This window comes from Brachybacterium sp. p3-SID1565 (assembly GCF_025143785.1).
GTDB classification, from domain to species: domain Bacteria; phylum Actinomycetota; class Actinomycetes; order Actinomycetales; family Dermabacteraceae; genus Brachybacterium; species Brachybacterium epidermidis.
In genome coordinates this window covers 75,638-90,958 of sequence record NZ_JAMBDS010000003.1, presented here as the reverse complement: position 1 = coordinate 90,958, position 15,321 = coordinate 75,638, and the positions used below count along the sequence as shown (strand labels likewise).

The window sequence follows — 15,321 nt, the reverse complement described above, 5'->3', positions numbered from 1 at the left end:
AGGAGCAGCTGCGGCACTGACCCACCCCTCCGGGGTCGCGACCTGACCCGTCCAAGGGACTGGATGCCTCCGACGATCGTCGGAGCGTCCTCGATCCGCGGGATGTGCCGGCTGCCCATCGCGGCCGGGTGACGGTCGCGGCCCGACGACCGCCAGGACTGATCCGCCGGCACTCAGCGGTGGGAGGGTTGCCAGAGGACCTGCCGCGGCGCAGAGTGGGACGCATGATCGTCGCTTTCTCCGTCCAGCCCACCGGTGAGCCCTCCGACCCGACCCTGCGTCGGGCCCTGCAGGAGGGATCCGACAGCGCCAGTGTGCACGACGCGGTCGCTGCCGCCGTGCGGATCGTGCGGGACTCGGGGCTGCCCCATCGCACCAGCTCGATGTTCACCGAGATCGAGGGCGAGTGGGACGAGGTGATGGACGTCGTGCGCCGCGCCACCGACGCGGCAGGGCGCTACGGCTCCCGCGTGTCCCTGGTGCTGAAGGCCGACATCCGGCCCGGCCGCACCGGTGAGCTCGACGGGAAGATCGAGCGGATGGAGCGGGCACTGGGCCCGCACCGGTGAGCTCGACGGGAAGATCGAGCGGATGGAGCGGGCACTGGGCCGCAACTGATCCGCGCCGGGATCAGGCCCTGCTGGAGTCCAGCATCCCCTCGCGCAGCGCAGCGGCCATCGTGGGCGTTACGGGCAGGCGCGGGATGATCGTGGCCTGGAAGGCGTGGTACACGTCCGGCTTGCCCGGCCAGGTCACGCCCTGCGGCTCGTTGTCCGCATCGAGCTCGTGGAACCAGGAGCCCCCGTCCGCATCGAGCAGGTAGGTGGAGATGTACTCCCACCACTGCTCGTAGCGCTCGGCCCACACCCGCTCCCCGGTCACCCGGTACATCACCGCTGCAGCACCCACGGCCTCGGCCGCCACCCAGTGCATACGCTCGCGCGCCATTGGGGTGCCGTCCCAATCCACGGTGTACACGAACCCGGGCGCACCGTCCGTGCCGAAGCTGTCGGCGGACTTCTCCATCAGTGCCGTGGCCGCCTCCAGCATCCACTCCGGGGCGGAGCCGTCGGCCGCCAGCAGGGCGGCGCGGGCGTGCAGCACCAGGCGAGCCCACTCGATCCAGTGGCCCACGGTGGCGCCGTAGGGACGGAACGGGTGGTTGGGCTCCTCGCGGTTGTAGTCCAGCAGCGGGTTCCAGTCCACGTCGAAGTGCTCGGGAAGCGCCCAGTCGTTGCCGCGGGCGAACTCGTCGATCGCGCGGGTCATGATGCCCACGGCCCGGTCCAGCCAGCGGCGCTCGCCGGTGACGTCGGCCGCGGACAGCAGCGCCTCGACGGTGTGCATGTTGGCGTTGATGCCGCGGTAGGCCTCGCACTCGGTGAAAGTGCGGTCGAAGGTGTCCACACTCATCCCGGCGGAGTGGTCGAAGAACTTCTGATCCAGCACCTCGAGCGCCGCGTCCAGCAGGCCCCGGGCGCCGGGCCGGCCTGCCGCGGTGGCGGAGGCCGCCGCGAGCACCACGAAGGCGTGGGCGTAGGCCTGCTTCGAGTCGTCCACGGGCCGACCGTCGGCCACGGAGGCGAACCAGCCGCCGTGCTCGGCGTCGCGGAACACGCCGCGTAGCGAGGCCACGCCGTGGTCGGCGAACCGTCCGAACTCGGGGCGGCCCATCATGTGGCCGAGCGCGAAGCAGTGGGTCATGCGGCAGGTGATCCACAGCTCGGAGGGGCGGGTGAGATCCGCCTCGCCGTTCTCGTCCAGCCAGGCGAAGCCGCCGTCCTCACGTGCTGAGTCGGTCGCGAACACCAGCAGGTCGTCGCCCTCGCCCTCGAGCCACGTGCGGTGCGCGGGCACGTCCAGCCACGGAGTGCGCGCGCCGGTGGCACCCTCCGCGGTGGATCCGGCAGGGCCTTCGGTTGCGGGGGAGTCGATGGTCACGGTGGTGTCCTCAGCGGTCGTAGCGTTCTCGGTGGTTGCGGCGTCCCCTGTGGTGGCAGCTGCGGGGGCGCCAACGGCAGGCAGTTCGAAGGACTTCGCCGCGGCCTGCACCTCGGCGGTAGTGGGGCCGGGCTCGGCCACCAGCAGCACCTGCCGGTAGTACTTCAGCTCCTGGATCGACTCGCGGATGTCCGCCAGTGCACGATGGCCGCCGTTCTTGCGGGGCATGTTGTAGTACACGCGGGGGAACCAGCGCTTGGCCAGCTCCTTGAGGCTGGACACGTCGATGGTGCGGTAGGAGAGATGCCCGGCGAACTTCGGCACGTCGCGGTCCAGGAACACGCGGTCGGTGCCCACGCTGTTGCCGGCCAGGGGCGCCTTGCCCGGCTCCGGGCAGTGCCGACGCACGTAGTCCAGACACGCCTGCTCCGCCTGGGCCAGGGTCATCCCGCCGTCGAGCTCCTCCAGCAGCCCCGAGGTGGTGTGCATGGTGCGCACGAAGGGGTCCATCTGTGTGAGCGCCTCCGCCGGAGGCTTGATCACGACGTCGACGCCGTCCCCGAGGATGTTCAGATCGGCGTCGGTCACGAGGACGGCGATCTCGACCAGCGCATCTCGCTGCTTGTCGAGGCCGGTCATCTCGCAGTCGACCCAGATGATGCGGTCCTGATTGCTGCGCGTAGGAGAAGAGCTCACGGGAAGAGACTACGGGGTGACCCTCCAGTAGGCTCACCCGGGTCCCCGACGTGGTGAAGGAGCCGACGTGAACCTGTTCTTCCGCCTGCTGGTGCTGATGGTGCGCGTGAGGTTCCGACGCCGCCTGTCCATCTGGGACACGGCCCGCACCCCGTTCCGGGTGAACCCGCTGGACCTGGACGTGCTGATGCACATGAACAACGGGCGCTACCTGTCGATCCTGGACCTGGGGCGGATGGACCTGATGCTCCGCTCGGGCTTCTGGAAGGTCACCCAGGAGCGGGGCTGGTACCCGGTGGTCGCCGGTCAGGGCATCACCTACCGCAAGTCCCTGCGGCTGTGGGAGAAGTTCGAGGTGCGCACCCGGGTGATGGGCATCGACGAGGCCTGGGTGTACATGGAGCAGAGCTTCCACCGCGGCGAGGTGCTGATCGCCGATGCGGTCGTGCGCGCCCGCTTCCTGAAGAAGACCGGCGGTTCCGTCACCAGCGCCGAGCTGATCGAGGCGGTGGGCGGCGTGCCCGCTGACCGAGAGGTGCCAGCGTGGGTGCAGGACTGGACGCAGGAATCCGCGCGGCACGCCCGCAACCGGTGAGGCACGATGCCGAGTCCGCACGGCGCCGACTCGGCGCGGCCCTGGAGATCCTGGCGGTGGTCGCGCTACCGCACCCGCGCCGCCCTTGGCTCCCGGCCCTGGGGATCCTTGCGATGGGTGTCGTCTTCGCAACCATCCGTGCGCGCTCCGGCACGCTGCACGTGCCACCGGCGCTGCATCTCGGCTTCTACTGTCTGTTTGCGTGACCGAGTGTCCGATACGGAGATGTCCGCGTCAGAGGGCCTCTCGGTGCAGCAGTAAACGGTCAGAGCAGACCAACGAGGTACCCCGCTACTTCCATGACCAGCGTGACCATGGACCAGAGCATCGCGATCAAGAAGACGATGAGCCCAGACCATCGGGCGATCGGCGACCATCGTCTGGCTGCCGGGGTCACAGGGGGAGGGGTCTGATCAGCGGCGGGGAAGATCCGAAGCATCAGCCTTCTGGCGACGAGGACTTCCTGCGCCTTTTCCTCCAGGGTCGCTCCCGCCAGTAGGAAGGCGAACAACCCACTGAACATCGCCCACGAGCGCAGTTCGCAGGCGACCGCGTCGACGTCAGAATCACCGTGAAGGCGAAGTGCCAGGGCAGTGACAAGCAGGCAGACCCCAATCACTGTCAGCGCGAGCGCTACCCAGGGGTGGCGGTACCAATGGATTCGAGCCTGTGAATGTCCTGACTCGCTGGGCGTAGTGATGCCGGTCCCCCCTCGTATGGCTCAGAGCGCCCCCAGCAGGACTCGAACCTGCAACCCACGGATTAGAAGGCCGTTGCTCTATCCATTGAGCTATGGAGGCTGGCGTCGGACTGGGCCGACGTGCCGGGTGGAACCGGCGCCACGATCCTACCGGCCGTCGGGAGGCTCACCCTGGCACCGGGGACAGGTGTGGATCACTCGGGCGGTGCTGCCCTCGATGCTGGGATCGGCCATCTCGCCGCGGCGGATGCGGGTTCCGCAGCGACGGCACGGCTTCCCGGCCCGCCCGTACACCCACAGGTCACCGTCGCGGCCCATCATTCCGCCCGTGGTCACCCTCACTGCGCGGTCCTTGTTGACCACCAGCAGTCGGCGGGAAAGATCCACCAGCGCCCCGGCTTCCCCGCCCGCAGCCAGCCAGCTGCTGACGGGCACGGTGGGGTGGACGCGCTGCAGGAAGCACAGCTCGGAGCGGTAGATGTTGCCCAGCCCCGCCATCACCCGCTGGTCCAGCAGTGCCAGGCCCAGCTCCCGATCCTCCTGTGCTATCAGGTTCGCCACGGCCCGTTCCCGGTGCTGGTCGCCCCAGCGCGGATCCAGCAGGTCCGGACCCAGATGGCCCACCAGCTCGTGCTCGTCGGCCGTGCGCACCAGCCGCACCTGCTTCACGTCGTAGCCGCTCGCCACCACGGTGCGGCCGTCCGGGTGCCGCGCCTGCAGGCGGATCCTCAGGGTGTGCGGGGGACGCGGTCCTGCCGAGGTGTCACCGGAGCGCAGGGCCCTGCCGTCCACGTGCCAGATCCCGTCCATCATCAGATGGTTGTGCAAGGTGAGCGGCGGGCGTGCAGGATCGCCGATACTGCCCTCGGGTGGCAGCAGCCGGATCAGGAGGTGCTTGCCCCGAGGCACCACCTCGCTCACCGACCAGCCGACCAGGTTCGCCGTAGCCGCACCGGGAACACGCAGATCCGCGACGGTGAGCACGGCGCCGGCCAGGGCCTCGTGCAGCACCCGGCACTGCCGATGCACGGTATCGCCCTCAGGCATGCTCGACCTCCCCGCGCCGCCCGCGGAACCGTCGCAGTGCCGGGACCGTTCTCATCAGCGACCCCCGGCCCGCACCCGTACCGACCGCGGGGAGCGGTAGCAGCCGGCCGCCACCAGCGCATCCACCACGGGCGCGTTCTGCTCTGCAGTGATCGGACGCCCGCTGATCCGCTCGATCGCCAGCGCCGGCAGCACCGCATCCTCCGCGACCGAGCGCACCAGCTGCACTGCGACCTCGGAACTCGCTTCTTGCCCCGCCCACCACAGCAGGTGCTTGCCGCCCTTGTCCACGAAGGCGGCCACCTCGCCGTCGCGCAGCACCACGATCGCACCGGCCCGACGAGCCGGGCGCGCGGTCACGCCCTCCGGTGGCTCCACCGGCAGCACGGGCCACGGCAGAGCCGCACCGTACGGGTTCGCGGGATCGGTCGCGGCCAGCACCGCGAACGACGAGCCGGACTGCGTGCCCGTCGCGTTCCCGTGGGAACGTGCCTCCTGCTCGCGGTCACGGTCGCGAAGCAGGTCCACCGCTTCGGTGGGGGCGAACTGCGAGGCGCCCAGCCCGTCGATGAAGTAGCCGCGCCGGCAGGAGCCGTTCTCCTCCAGGGAGGACAGCACTCGGTACACGGCTGCGAACGATCCCGGTATCGCCTCCACGTCCATCGCTCCGCGGGTGACGACCCCGTGCCGGTCCATCAGCAGGGTGGCGATCGCCGCCGCTCGCGCGGAGGCGTCCACCGGCTGCACGCGCACTGCTGACCAGCGGCCCGTGGCCGTTGGCCCCGCTGCCACCTCCAGCTCAGCTGGCGTGGTGGCGCCGGTGCGCATCATGGCGGCCGACAGCCGTGCCGCTCCCCGACGGGAGGCGGGACGCGAACGGCCGCCGCGGCGCGCACCGGAGCGGGGGGCCGGGCCGAGGGCGTGGGTGCGCAGCACGGCGAAGGAGTCGTTGGTGAGGAGAGTGGCGAACGCCAGGTCCCACAGCGCCGCCGTCAGATCGGCCGGGCCCACGGCGTCACCGTCATCGGCGAGGGCCCGCAGGATCTCCCCGTGTCGCAGCGCACCGGGGGAGGAGCGCAGCAGGTCCAGCACCCGGGCGGCCACCGAGCCCTCCTCCAGCGCTGACGCGGCGTGCTCCACCTCCTGCGCGTCCACGCCGAGCGGCAGGGCGTCGGTCAGGTGCAGACGGATCCAGCCGTCGTCGGCACCCAGACGGCCGTGCCCTGTCCAGGTGAGCTCCCCGGCCGCGAACAGGCCATCGAGCGTGGAGGCTGCGTAATCCGGCAGCCGGGCGGGCAGCACCTGGGCCTCCCAGGTGGACAGCGGCAGCGACACCCCGGTGAGCTGATCGATCACCGACAGCACTCCGTCCGCGCCGGACCACGCGGCACGGTCCCGCCGGCCGGCATCCCGCCGCTGCGCCAAGTGCTGCCAGTCGGCCAGGAACCGGCCGTACGCCTCCGGCCCCACCGGTTCGATCTGCCGGCGTGAGGCGGCGAGACTGGCCCGACGGATGCGTCGCAGCACGTCCGCGTCCACCCATTCCGTGCCCTCGCGACCCGGGGTGAACTCCCCCTGGTTCAGCACCCGCTTTGCGGTCAGGGCCTCCAGAGCGGAGCGGGCCACTCCGGGAGCCAGTCCCCATGCCTGGACCACGGCGCCCACATCGAAGGGGCCCCGGGACCGGGCCCAGCGCGAGACCAGCTCCTCGACCGGATGATCGACCGGAGCCAGGTGCACCTCGGCCACGCCGGCCGGGAGAGCCGCACCGAGAGCATCGCGCAGCAGGCCGGCATCCTCCGCAGCGGCGAAGCGAGCAGTCCCCGCGATGCGCACCTCGATCGCCCGCCGGGATTCCACCAGCTGGGCGATCGCAGCACCGGTGTCCACGCCGTCCGCGCCGCGCTGGGCGATCTCCTCAGCGGTGAGCGGACCCAGGCGTCGCAGAGCATCGGCGAGATCCTCCGCGCCCCGCAGCGCGCGCTCCTCCGTGAGGCCCTGCAGGCGCCGGGTGACCTCGTCAATCACGCCCGCATCCAGCAGCTCGCGCAGGCTCACGGTGCCCAGCAGCTCCGCCAGCAGCGACTGGTCCAGCGTCAGAGCCACCGTGCGGCGCTCCGCCAGCGGGGCGTCGGTGTCGTAGATGAACTGGGCCAGGTACCCGAACAGCAGGGAACGCGCAAAGGGGGAGGGGGCGGTGGTCTCCACCTCCTGCACCTGTACGCGGCGAGAGGCCACCTGCCCCATCAGCTCCACCAGGGAAGGCAGGTCGTACACGTCCTGCAAGCACTCCCGTGCCGCCTCCAGCATGATCGGGAACTGCGGGTGGGGCCGAGCCACATCCAGCAGATGCGCGGCGCGCTGGCGCTGCTGCCACAGCGGTGCCCGGGAGCGGGGATCCCGCCGGGGCAGCAGCAGGGCGCGGGCTGCGCACTCCCGGAAGCGTGAGGCGAACAGCGCTGAGCTGCCCACCAGACGCCGCACCTCCTCGTCGATCTCCTCAGGCGTGAACACGAACAGATCCGCCCCCGGCGGCTCCTCCCCGTGGGGGATGCGCAGCACGATCCCGTCATCGGCCGCCATCACCTGGCCCTCCAGGCCGTACCGCTCCTCGACGCGGGCCCCGACGGCCAGGGCCCAGGGCGCGTTGATCCGCTGCCCGAGCGCGCTGTGCAGCACGACGCGCCAGTCGCCGAGCTCGTCCAGGAACCTCTCGACCACCAGGTGCTGGGGGCCGGGCACGGACCCCGTCGCCTCCCGCTGCTCGGCCAGATGCTCGATCACGGTGCCGGAGGCGTTCTCGTCCAGGCCCAGCGAAGCGAGGCGCTCGCGGGCCGCCGGCTCCTCGAGCCGAGAGATCTCGGACTGGAAACCCGCGATCGCCCGCCCCAGTGAGGGGGCCCTGCCCACCCCGTCGCCGTGCCAGAAGGGGATCCGCCCGGACAGCCCGAAGGCGGGGGAGACGCTCACCCGGTCGTGGGTGATCTCCTCGATCCGCCAGGACGAGGTGCCCAGGGTGATCACGTCCCCGCGCCGCGACTCGTACACCATCTCCTCATCCAGCTCGCCCACCCTCCGGGCCTGGGAGTCGTCGTCCCCGGCCACGATGTACACCGGGAACAGGCCGCGGTCAGGAATGGTGCCGCCACTGGTGACCACCAGGCGCTGCGCGCCTGGCCGCGCGCTGAGGGTGCCCTGCTCGTGGTCGTAAACCAGGCGGGCGCGCAGCTCGCTGAACGCGGTGGAGGGGTAGCGGCCAGCCAGCAGGTCGATGGTCTGGTCGAACGCGGAGCGAGGCAGAGCGGCGTACGGATGAGCGGTGCGCACCAGCTCGAACCACTCCTCGACGTCCAGGTCGTTCTCGACAGCGGCGGAGACGGTGTGCTGGGCGAGCACGTCCAGGGCGTTGCGCGGCACTGTGAGCGGCTCGATCCTGCCCGCGACCGCTTCGCCGACGGTGACCGCGGCACGCACCACGTCCGCTGCGTGCAGGGGGTGGACGATGCCGTGGGAGACGGCGCCCACGTCGTGCCCGGCCCGGCCGATGCGCTGCAGGGTGGAGGACACCGAGAACGGGGTCTCCACCTGGATCACCAGATCCACCGCGCCCATGTCGATCCCCAGCTCGAGGGAACTGGTGGCCACCACGCAGCGCAAGGCACCGGCCTTCAGCTGCTCCTCGATCTGCTTGCGGTGCTCCTTGGACATGGAGCCGTGATGGGCGCGGGCCACGTCGTCGACATCTGCGCCTGCGCGCCTGCGGTGCAGCAGGTTCAGCTTGCTGGTGAGCCGTTCGGCCTGGCGGCGGGAGTTGGTGAACACGATGGTGGAGCGGTGGGCGAGCACCTCGTCCAGCACCGCGCGTTCCACGTGCGGCCAGATCGTGCCGGCCACGTCGTCCTCATCGGCGGCGTCGGCCGGGGGCTCGATCGCCGAGAGATCCGGCACCGGCAGCCGCACCGACAGGTCCCACTCCTTCCGGGAGGGCGGCCGCACCACGCTCATCTCCTGCGCGCGACCGTTCCCGGCCAGGAAGGCCGCCACCTCGTCGGCCGGCTCCACCGTGGCCGACAGGCCGATGCGCTGGATCGCGTGCGCGGCGAGCGCATCCAGGCGCGCCAGCGACAGGGCCAGGTGCACGCCGCGCTTGGTGCCGGCCACGGCGTGCACCTCGTCCACGATCACCGTGCGCACCGAGCGCAGCTGCTCGCGGGCGGCGGAGGACAGCATCAGGAACAGCGATTCCGGGGTGGTGATCAGAACGTCCGGCGGATGTGCGATCAGGCGCCTGCGCTCGGCGGGCGGGGTGTCCCCGGTGCGCACCCCCACCTCGATCGATCGGTGCGCATGGCCCAGCAGCTGCGCTGCCCGCATCGTTCCCACCAGGGGAGAGGTGAGGTTGCGCTCCACGTCCACCCCGAGGGCCTTCAGCGGGGAGACGTACAGGACGCTGGTGCCCGACGGCTCCTGGGCGTCCTCCTCAGGTCCGAAGGCCAGCCGGTCGATCGCAGTGAGGAACGCGGCGAGGGTCTTCCCGGACCCGGTGGGCGCCACCACCAGGGTGTCCTGCCCCGCGGCCACCGAGCGCCAGGCCCCCTCCTGCGCCGGCGTGGGCGCGCCGAACGCCTCGCGGAACCAGTGGGCAGTGGGCGCGCTGAACAGGTCCAGCGCACTGGTCGCCGTACCCGTTGCTGCGGTGCCGTCCCGGTCCTGTCGTGCCACCGCCCCATTGTGGACCGTGGGTGGGACACTCGCAGCACGACGGCGAGCGGGGGGCAGCATGCGGAACCAGGATCGGACACCGGATCGGATCGCGGTGGGCCCTGGATCGGGCGGTGCGGCAGCCCCCGATCCCGCACCGGGACTGGGACGATCTGGACCTCTCCACCTGAACGCGTGATCGGAGGGTGCAGCGGCCCCTCACCACACCTCGAACGATCGTGGCAGGATGGAAGGGCACCGGACCCCCTCGGGTTCGGAACGACCAACAGAGAGGATGGACGACATGGCGGAGTACACGCTTCCGGATCTCGACTACGACTACGGGGCCCTGGCCCCTTCCATCTCCGGCCAGATCATGGAGCTTCACCACTCCAAGCATCACGCCACCTACGTCAAGGGCGCCAACACCGCCCTGGAGAAGCTGGCCGCGGCGCGTGAGTCCGGCGAGTTCGGCAACGTCAACCAGCTCTCGAAGGATCTCGCCTTCAACCTGGGCGGCCACACCAACCACTCGATCTTCTGGAAGAACCTCTCCCCGGAGGGCGGCGACAAGCCCACCGGTGAGCTCGCTTCCGCAATCGACGAGTACTTCGGCTCCTTCGACGCCTTCCGCAAGCACTTCACCGCCGCTGCTCTGGGCATCCAGGGCTCCGGCTGGGCGGTCCTGGCGTACGAGCCGGCCGGCGGCAACCTGGTCATCGAGCAGTTCTACGACCAGCAGAACGGTGTCCCGGTGGCCACGATCCCGCTGTTCCAGCTGGACATGTGGGAGCACGCCTTCTACCTCGACTACCAGAACGTGAAGGCGGACTACGTCGAGGCGATCTGGAACATTGTGAACTGGGCTGACGTCCAGGCGCGCTTCGAGAACGCCCGCACCAACGCCTCGGGCCTGGTGGTCCCCCAGGCCTGATCGCGTCGCGGCCCCGGCCGCGCACCGATCCACGACCGACGGCCGGTCCCCTCTGCGGGGCCGGCCGTCGTCGTGGGCGACGAAGTTCCTCCCCAGAGTCCGTTCGTCCCCAATCCCCGTGACCCGGTGGTCCCCCGTCGCTGCGCTCGCCACGCTGAGGTGGTCGGCACGGAGTCGACGACGGGGACGGCCCCCGCACCGAGGAAGGACACCACCATGAAAGAGATCCGCAGCACCGTCGTGGGCAACGCCACCGACAACCCCCGTGAGAAGCAGTTCCCCAACGGCGACATCAGCGCCATGGTGCGCATCGCGGTGAACTCCCGCTACTTCGATTCGAGCATCAACGACTACAGCGACCGCAAGACCGAGTTCGTCAACGTCTACGCACGGCGCCAGCTGGCCCGCAACGTGATCGCCTCGGTGAAGAAGGGGCAGCCGCTGGTGGCCACGGGCCGCCTGGGCACCTCCGAGTGGACCGGGGACGACGGTAGGACGTACCACTCGCTCACGCTGACCGCCGAGACCATCGGCCACGACCTCACCTTCGGGACCGCCGAGTTCACCAAGCCGCCCCGAGTGGCGGACATCCCGGACGTCGATCACGACACCGGCGAGATCAAGGACGATGCCCCCGCGGGGGGATCGGAGGGGCTGGGCTACGGCGGTGCCGAGGGCCTGGTCGACCAGGACACGGCCGCTGACGACTCGCTGGTGGCCTCGCACTGAGTGCGGGCCCGGCTGCGCAGCTCCCGGGCTGCCGGTGCACCGGCGCTCGGGAGTCGCAGCACGTCCGCTCCGTTCAGGAGGCGGGCTGCAGGCTCTCCAGCAGTGCAGCGGTCAGATCAGGGAGGAGTGCGGCCCCCAGGGTGTACTGCTGGTCCCCGTCACGCTGCAGGGCCGACCACGTGGTGCCGTCCTCGAGCGCGCCGACCACGATGCGCAGTGGTCCCGTACTGCCGGCCCCATGATCACTCACCGCCCCGGGGGTGGCTGCGCTGGGGCCGTCGTCCTCGCGCACGGACCACTGCTCGGGAGCGAGGTCGCAGGCGAGTACTCCGCCGGCGGCCATCACCGGCCACTCGACGTGGGCCAGGGCGCGAAGCGGGTCGGCACTGTCCGCATCAGCAGTCTCGTCGAGCTCGATGGAGATCAGCTGCAGTTCGTCGCCGGCCATCACTGCCGCCGACTCCTCTCCCAGCAGAGCCGCGAGCCCCGGCTGCTGCGTGAGGAGCTGGGCACCGTTGGCCAGCGCGAACCAGCGCGGTGCGGCGAGCGGCTCGCCTTCGACATGCCGGGCGATCTCCAGCACTGCCGCGGCGAGGGCAGCCGTGGGCGCATCAAGGGGGTCAGGGCTCGGATTCGTCATCAGATCGAGAGGTTCCCTTACAGGTTCGCCTGAGAGAATGGACGGGCCACCGCCGTCAGCGGGGGCACCACACTGTACCCGGACCCCCACCGCGCCTGTCGCGGCCGCGGGCCCGAGATCAACACGAGGTCATCTGTGAGCTTCTCCGTCCCCTTCGGTGACACCCCTTCCCCGCGTCCGCGTCCGGCTGCTCGAGAAGGCGGCTCCCGGCCGAAGCTGAACCCGCTGAGCATCACGGCGATCGTGCTGGGTGCCCTGCTGGTGGCGCTGATCATCGCCTCCGAGGTGTGGACCACCTATCTGTGGTTCGACCAGCTGGGGCGCTCCGACGTGCTGTTCACCCGGTGGATCACCGAGGCGATCCTGTTCGTGATCGGCTTCGTGCTGTTCGCGGTGCCGCTGTACCTGAGCCTTCGCATCGCCTACACCAAGCGCCCCGTGTACCCGCCGGTCACCCGGGAGCAGGAGGCCCTGGAGCAGTTCCGCTCCGCCGTGGACCCGCTCCGCCGCGGCCTGACCATCGTCGGCCCCCTGGTCATCGGTGCCTTCGGCGGGCTCGCCGCCTCGCGCCGCTGGCAGGACGTCCAGCTGTTCCTGCACCCCCAGCCCTTCGGCGAGACCGATCCGGTGTTCGGCAACGACATCTCCTTCTACGTGTTCACCCTGCCCCTGATCGACCTGATCATCGCCTTCGGCCAGTTCGTCTGCCTGGTCGCCATCGTCGGTGCGGTGGTGGGGCACTTCCTGTACGGGGGTGTCGCCTGGGGGCAGGAGAGCGGTCTCGAGGTCACCAAGGCGGCCCGCCGCCACCTCGGCGTGCTGGCCACCGTCTACGTGCTGCTGCTGGGGCTCGGCCACTGGTTCCACCGTTATGACCTGCTGGTGACCCCGCACGGCCGCTTCGACGGTGCCTCGTACACCGACGTCAATGCGATCCTGCCCGCGCAGACCATCCTGGCGATCGCCGCGATCATCGTCGCGTTCCTGTTCATCGTGTGGATCGTGCGCGCGGACTGGCGGATCCCCGCCATCGGCGCCGGCCTGATGGTGCTGTCCACCCTGGTGGTGGGCAACCTCTACCCCTGGGCGATCCAGCAGTTCCAGGTCAACCCCAATGAGCGTGCCCTCGAGCAGCCCTACATCCAGCGCAGCATCGACGCCACCCGTGCCGCGTTCGCCATCGACGGCGTTCGCGAGGTCTCCTACGCAGCCAGCACCGATGCCGCTCCGGGAGCCCTGCGCGAAGACGCCGAGACCACCGCGCAGATCCGCCTGATGGACCCCAACATCGTCTCCAAGACCTTCGAGCAGCGCGAGGCCAACCGTCGCTACTGGGGCTTCGACGAGGTGCTCAGCGTGGACCGCTACGAGATCGACGGCGCCCTGCAGGACACCGTGATCGGCGTGCGCGAGCTGCGCCCGGACCAGTTCGAGCTGGACAGCCGCTCCTGGGTGGACCAGCACATCATCTACACCCATGGCTACGGCACCGCCGCCGCCTACGGCAACCGCCGCAACGCCGACGGTGAGCCCAGCTTCCTGCAGTCCGGCGTCCCCGGCGACGGGTCCCTGGGAGAGTACGAGGAGCGGGTGTACTTCGGCCGCCACTCCCCGGACTACTCCATCGTCGGCGCCCCCGAGGGTACCGAACCCGAGGAGTTCGACTACCAGCTCGGAACCGGGGAAGAGGACGGCGGCACCCAGGTGAACAACACCTACCAGGGTGATGGCGGCCCGTCGGTGGGCACCTTCTTCAACCGCCTCCTGTACGCCATCAAGTTCCGCGACCCCAACATCGTCATCTCCGACTACGTCAACCCCGAGTCGCAGATCCTCTACGACCGCGACCCGCAGCAGCGGGTGCGGGAGGTGGCACCGTTCCTGTCGCTGGACTCGCAGATGTACCCGGCGGTCGTCGACGGTGAGCTGGTGTGGGTGGTCGACGGCTACACCACCACCACCCACTACCCGTACTCCCGCAGCGTCAATCTGGACGACGCCATCAACGACTCCCAGACCACACCGGGGGAGACTGCGGGCAATCGGGTGCGGCAGGCCAACTACATGCGCAACGGCGTCAAGGCCACCGTCTCCGCCTTCGACGGATCTGTGAAGCTGTACGCGTGGGACACGGAGGATCCGATCCTCAAGGCGTGGGGCGAGGTGTTCCCCGAGGCCCTGCAGCCCGCCACGGAGATCAGCGGCGAGCTGATGAGCCACCTGCGCTACCCCGCGGACTACTTCAAGGCGCAGCGCGAACTGCTGGCCACGTACCACGTCACCGATGCGGATGACTTCTTCGGTCAGCAGGACTTCTGGCAGATCCCCCCGGATCCCACCCAGCCGGCCCCCCAGAACCCGGATGGATCCGCCGGTCAGCAGGCGCCGCAGCCGCCCATGTACCTCACCATGCAGGTGCCCGGGATGGATGATCCGCGCTTCACGCTGTCCTCCAGCTACATCCCGGCCCAGGGGCAGAACGTGCTCACCGGGTTCCTGGCCGTGGACTCCGAGACGGGCAGCCTGGAGGGCAACCCAGCGGAGACCTTCGGTGACATGACGCTGCTGGTGCTGCCGGCCACCAACCCGGTCAACGGACCCGGTCAGGTGCAGGCCACCTTCAACGCCGAGCCGAATGTGTCCCAGGCGCTGAACCTGCTGAAGTCCGGCAACTCCGAGGTCATCAACGGCAACCTGCTCACGCTCCCGGTGGGCGGCGGCCTGCTGTACGTGCAGCCGGTGTTCCTGCAGTCCTCCGCCTCCGGTGGCGGCACCCAGTACCCGCTGCTGCAGATGGTGCTGGTCTCCTTCGGCGAGAAGATCGGGTTCGCTCCCACGCTGAACGAGGCGCTGGACCTGGTGTTCGGCGGCGACTCGGGCGCCGACGCCGGTGATGCCGCGGTCACCGATCCGGACGGTGCCAAGGGCACGGCCGACACCGAGACTGGGGAGGGTGCGGTGGAGACCCCGGACGATGCTCCGGCGGAGGAGCCCACCGACGCCCCGACCGACGCGCCGCAGGGGGAGGAGACTGACAGCCCGGCGCCGGCTGCACCTGGCGAGGGCACTCCCCAGGAGCGACTGGACCAGGCCCTGGCCGACATGGACCAGGCGGTCAAGGACTCCGAGGCCGCCCTGGAGGCTGGTGACTGGGCCAAGTACGGCGAGGCCCAGGACCGCGTCGCCGACGCACTCGATCGCGCCATCCAGGCGAACCAGGAGCTCGAGGGCAGTGGCGGCTGAATGCCGGGTCCACCCCGGCGGTGAACGGGGCGTGAACGTGGGCTGTCCCACGTTCATGCCCTCCCGCCTGGACGGGCCGACGCCGCACCCCCTAC

9 protein-coding genes and 1 tRNA gene are annotated in these 15,321 nt (G+C 70.2%); 5 read left to right on the top strand and 5 right to left on the bottom strand.

Going from position 1 to position 15,321, the window contains the following annotated elements:
- The first annotated feature begins 224 nt into the window (after positions 1–224).
- Positions 225–569 (top strand): thiamine-binding protein, encoded by a 345-nt coding sequence (locus M4D54_RS01530; RefSeq protein ID WP_193864767.1) that lies wholly within the window; start codon positions 225–227, stop codon positions 567–569.
- A gap of 61 nt (positions 570–630) precedes the next feature.
- Here M4D54_RS01530 and orn read toward each other — a convergent pair whose 3' ends face one another.
- On the bottom strand, positions 631–2,637 hold the full coding sequence (gene orn / locus M4D54_RS01525) for an oligoribonuclease (RefSeq protein ID WP_193864768.1): 2,007 nt from the start codon (positions 2,635–2,637) through the stop codon (positions 631–633).
- A gap of 67 nt (positions 2,638–2,704) precedes the next feature.
- On the opposite strand from orn, the gene M4D54_RS01520 reads away from it, so the two are divergent.
- The gene (locus M4D54_RS01520) at positions 2,705–3,232 is read left to right on the top strand and encodes a thioesterase family protein (RefSeq protein WP_193864769.1); all 528 of its coding nucleotides are present in this window, start codon (positions 2,705–2,707) and stop codon (positions 3,230–3,232) included.
- Positions 3,233–3,959: 727 nt separating this feature from the next.
- On the opposite strand, the gene M4D54_RS01515 is transcribed toward M4D54_RS01520, so the two are convergent.
- The 3 genes from M4D54_RS01515 to M4D54_RS01505 form a co-directional block, all read right to left on the bottom strand.
- A tRNA-Arg gene (locus M4D54_RS01515) sits at positions 3,960–4,032 on the bottom strand.
- Between the two features lie 47 nt (positions 4,033–4,079).
- The gene (locus M4D54_RS01510; protein ID WP_193864770.1) at positions 4,080–4,979 is read right to left on the bottom strand and encodes a DNA-formamidopyrimidine glycosylase family protein; all 900 of its coding nucleotides are present in this window, start codon (positions 4,977–4,979) and stop codon (positions 4,080–4,082) included.
- Positions 4,980–5,033: 54 nt separating this feature from the next.
- Positions 5,034–9,761 carry a DEAD/DEAH box helicase gene (locus tag M4D54_RS01505; RefSeq protein ID WP_396121461.1) on the bottom strand — a complete coding sequence of 1,576 codons (4,728 nt, stop codon included), beginning with the start codon at positions 9,759–9,761 and terminating at the stop codon, positions 5,034–5,036.
- Between the two features lie 223 nt (positions 9,762–9,984).
- Here M4D54_RS01505 and M4D54_RS01500 point away from each other — a divergent pair, with 223 nt between their 5' ends.
- Positions 9,985–10,614: a superoxide dismutase gene (locus tag M4D54_RS01500; protein WP_259788930.1), complete on the top strand. Its 630-nt coding sequence runs from the start codon at positions 9,985–9,987 to the stop codon at positions 10,612–10,614.
- Positions 10,615–10,830: 216 nt separating this feature from the next.
- Positions 10,831–11,343, top strand: a complete 513-nt coding sequence (locus M4D54_RS01495; RefSeq protein ID WP_228018485.1) for a single-stranded DNA-binding protein — start codon at positions 10,831–10,833, stop codon at positions 11,341–11,343.
- A 73-nt stretch (positions 11,344–11,416) separates the two neighbouring features.
- On the opposite strand, the gene M4D54_RS01490 is transcribed toward M4D54_RS01495, so the two are convergent.
- A complete protein-coding gene (locus M4D54_RS01490) occupies positions 11,417–11,983 on the bottom strand; it encodes a PPA1309 family protein (RefSeq protein WP_193864773.1) in 567 nt (188 codons plus the stop codon).
- 135 nt (positions 11,984–12,118) lie between these two features.
- Between M4D54_RS01490 and M4D54_RS01485 the strand changes: the two genes are divergently transcribed.
- Entirely contained in the window at positions 12,119–15,226 is a 3,108-nt protein-coding gene (locus tag M4D54_RS01485) for a UPF0182 family protein (protein WP_193864774.1), read from the top strand.
- Positions 15,227–15,321: the final 95 nt, after the last annotated feature.

Coding starts and splice junctions, on each gene's coding strand:
- M4D54_RS01500 (WP_259788930.1), top strand. CDS start 9,985: ATGGCGGAGTACACGCTTCCGGATCTCGACTACGACTACGGGGCCCTG.
- M4D54_RS01495 (WP_228018485.1), top strand. CDS start 10,831: ATGAAAGAGATCCGCAGCACCGTCGTGGGCAACGCCACCGACAACCCC.
- M4D54_RS01490 (WP_193864773.1), bottom strand. CDS start 11,983: ATGACGAATCCGAGCCCTGACCCCCTTGATGCGCCCACGGCTGCCCTC.
- M4D54_RS01510 (WP_193864770.1), bottom strand. CDS start 4,979: ATGCCTGAGGGCGATACCGTGCATCGGCAGTGCCGGGTGCTGCACGAG.
- M4D54_RS01505 (WP_396121461.1), bottom strand. CDS start 9,761: ATGCTGCCCCCCGCTCGCCGTCGTGCTGCGAGTGTCCCACCCACGGTC.
- M4D54_RS01530 (WP_193864767.1), top strand. CDS start 225: ATGATCGTCGCTTTCTCCGTCCAGCCCACCGGTGAGCCCTCCGACCCG.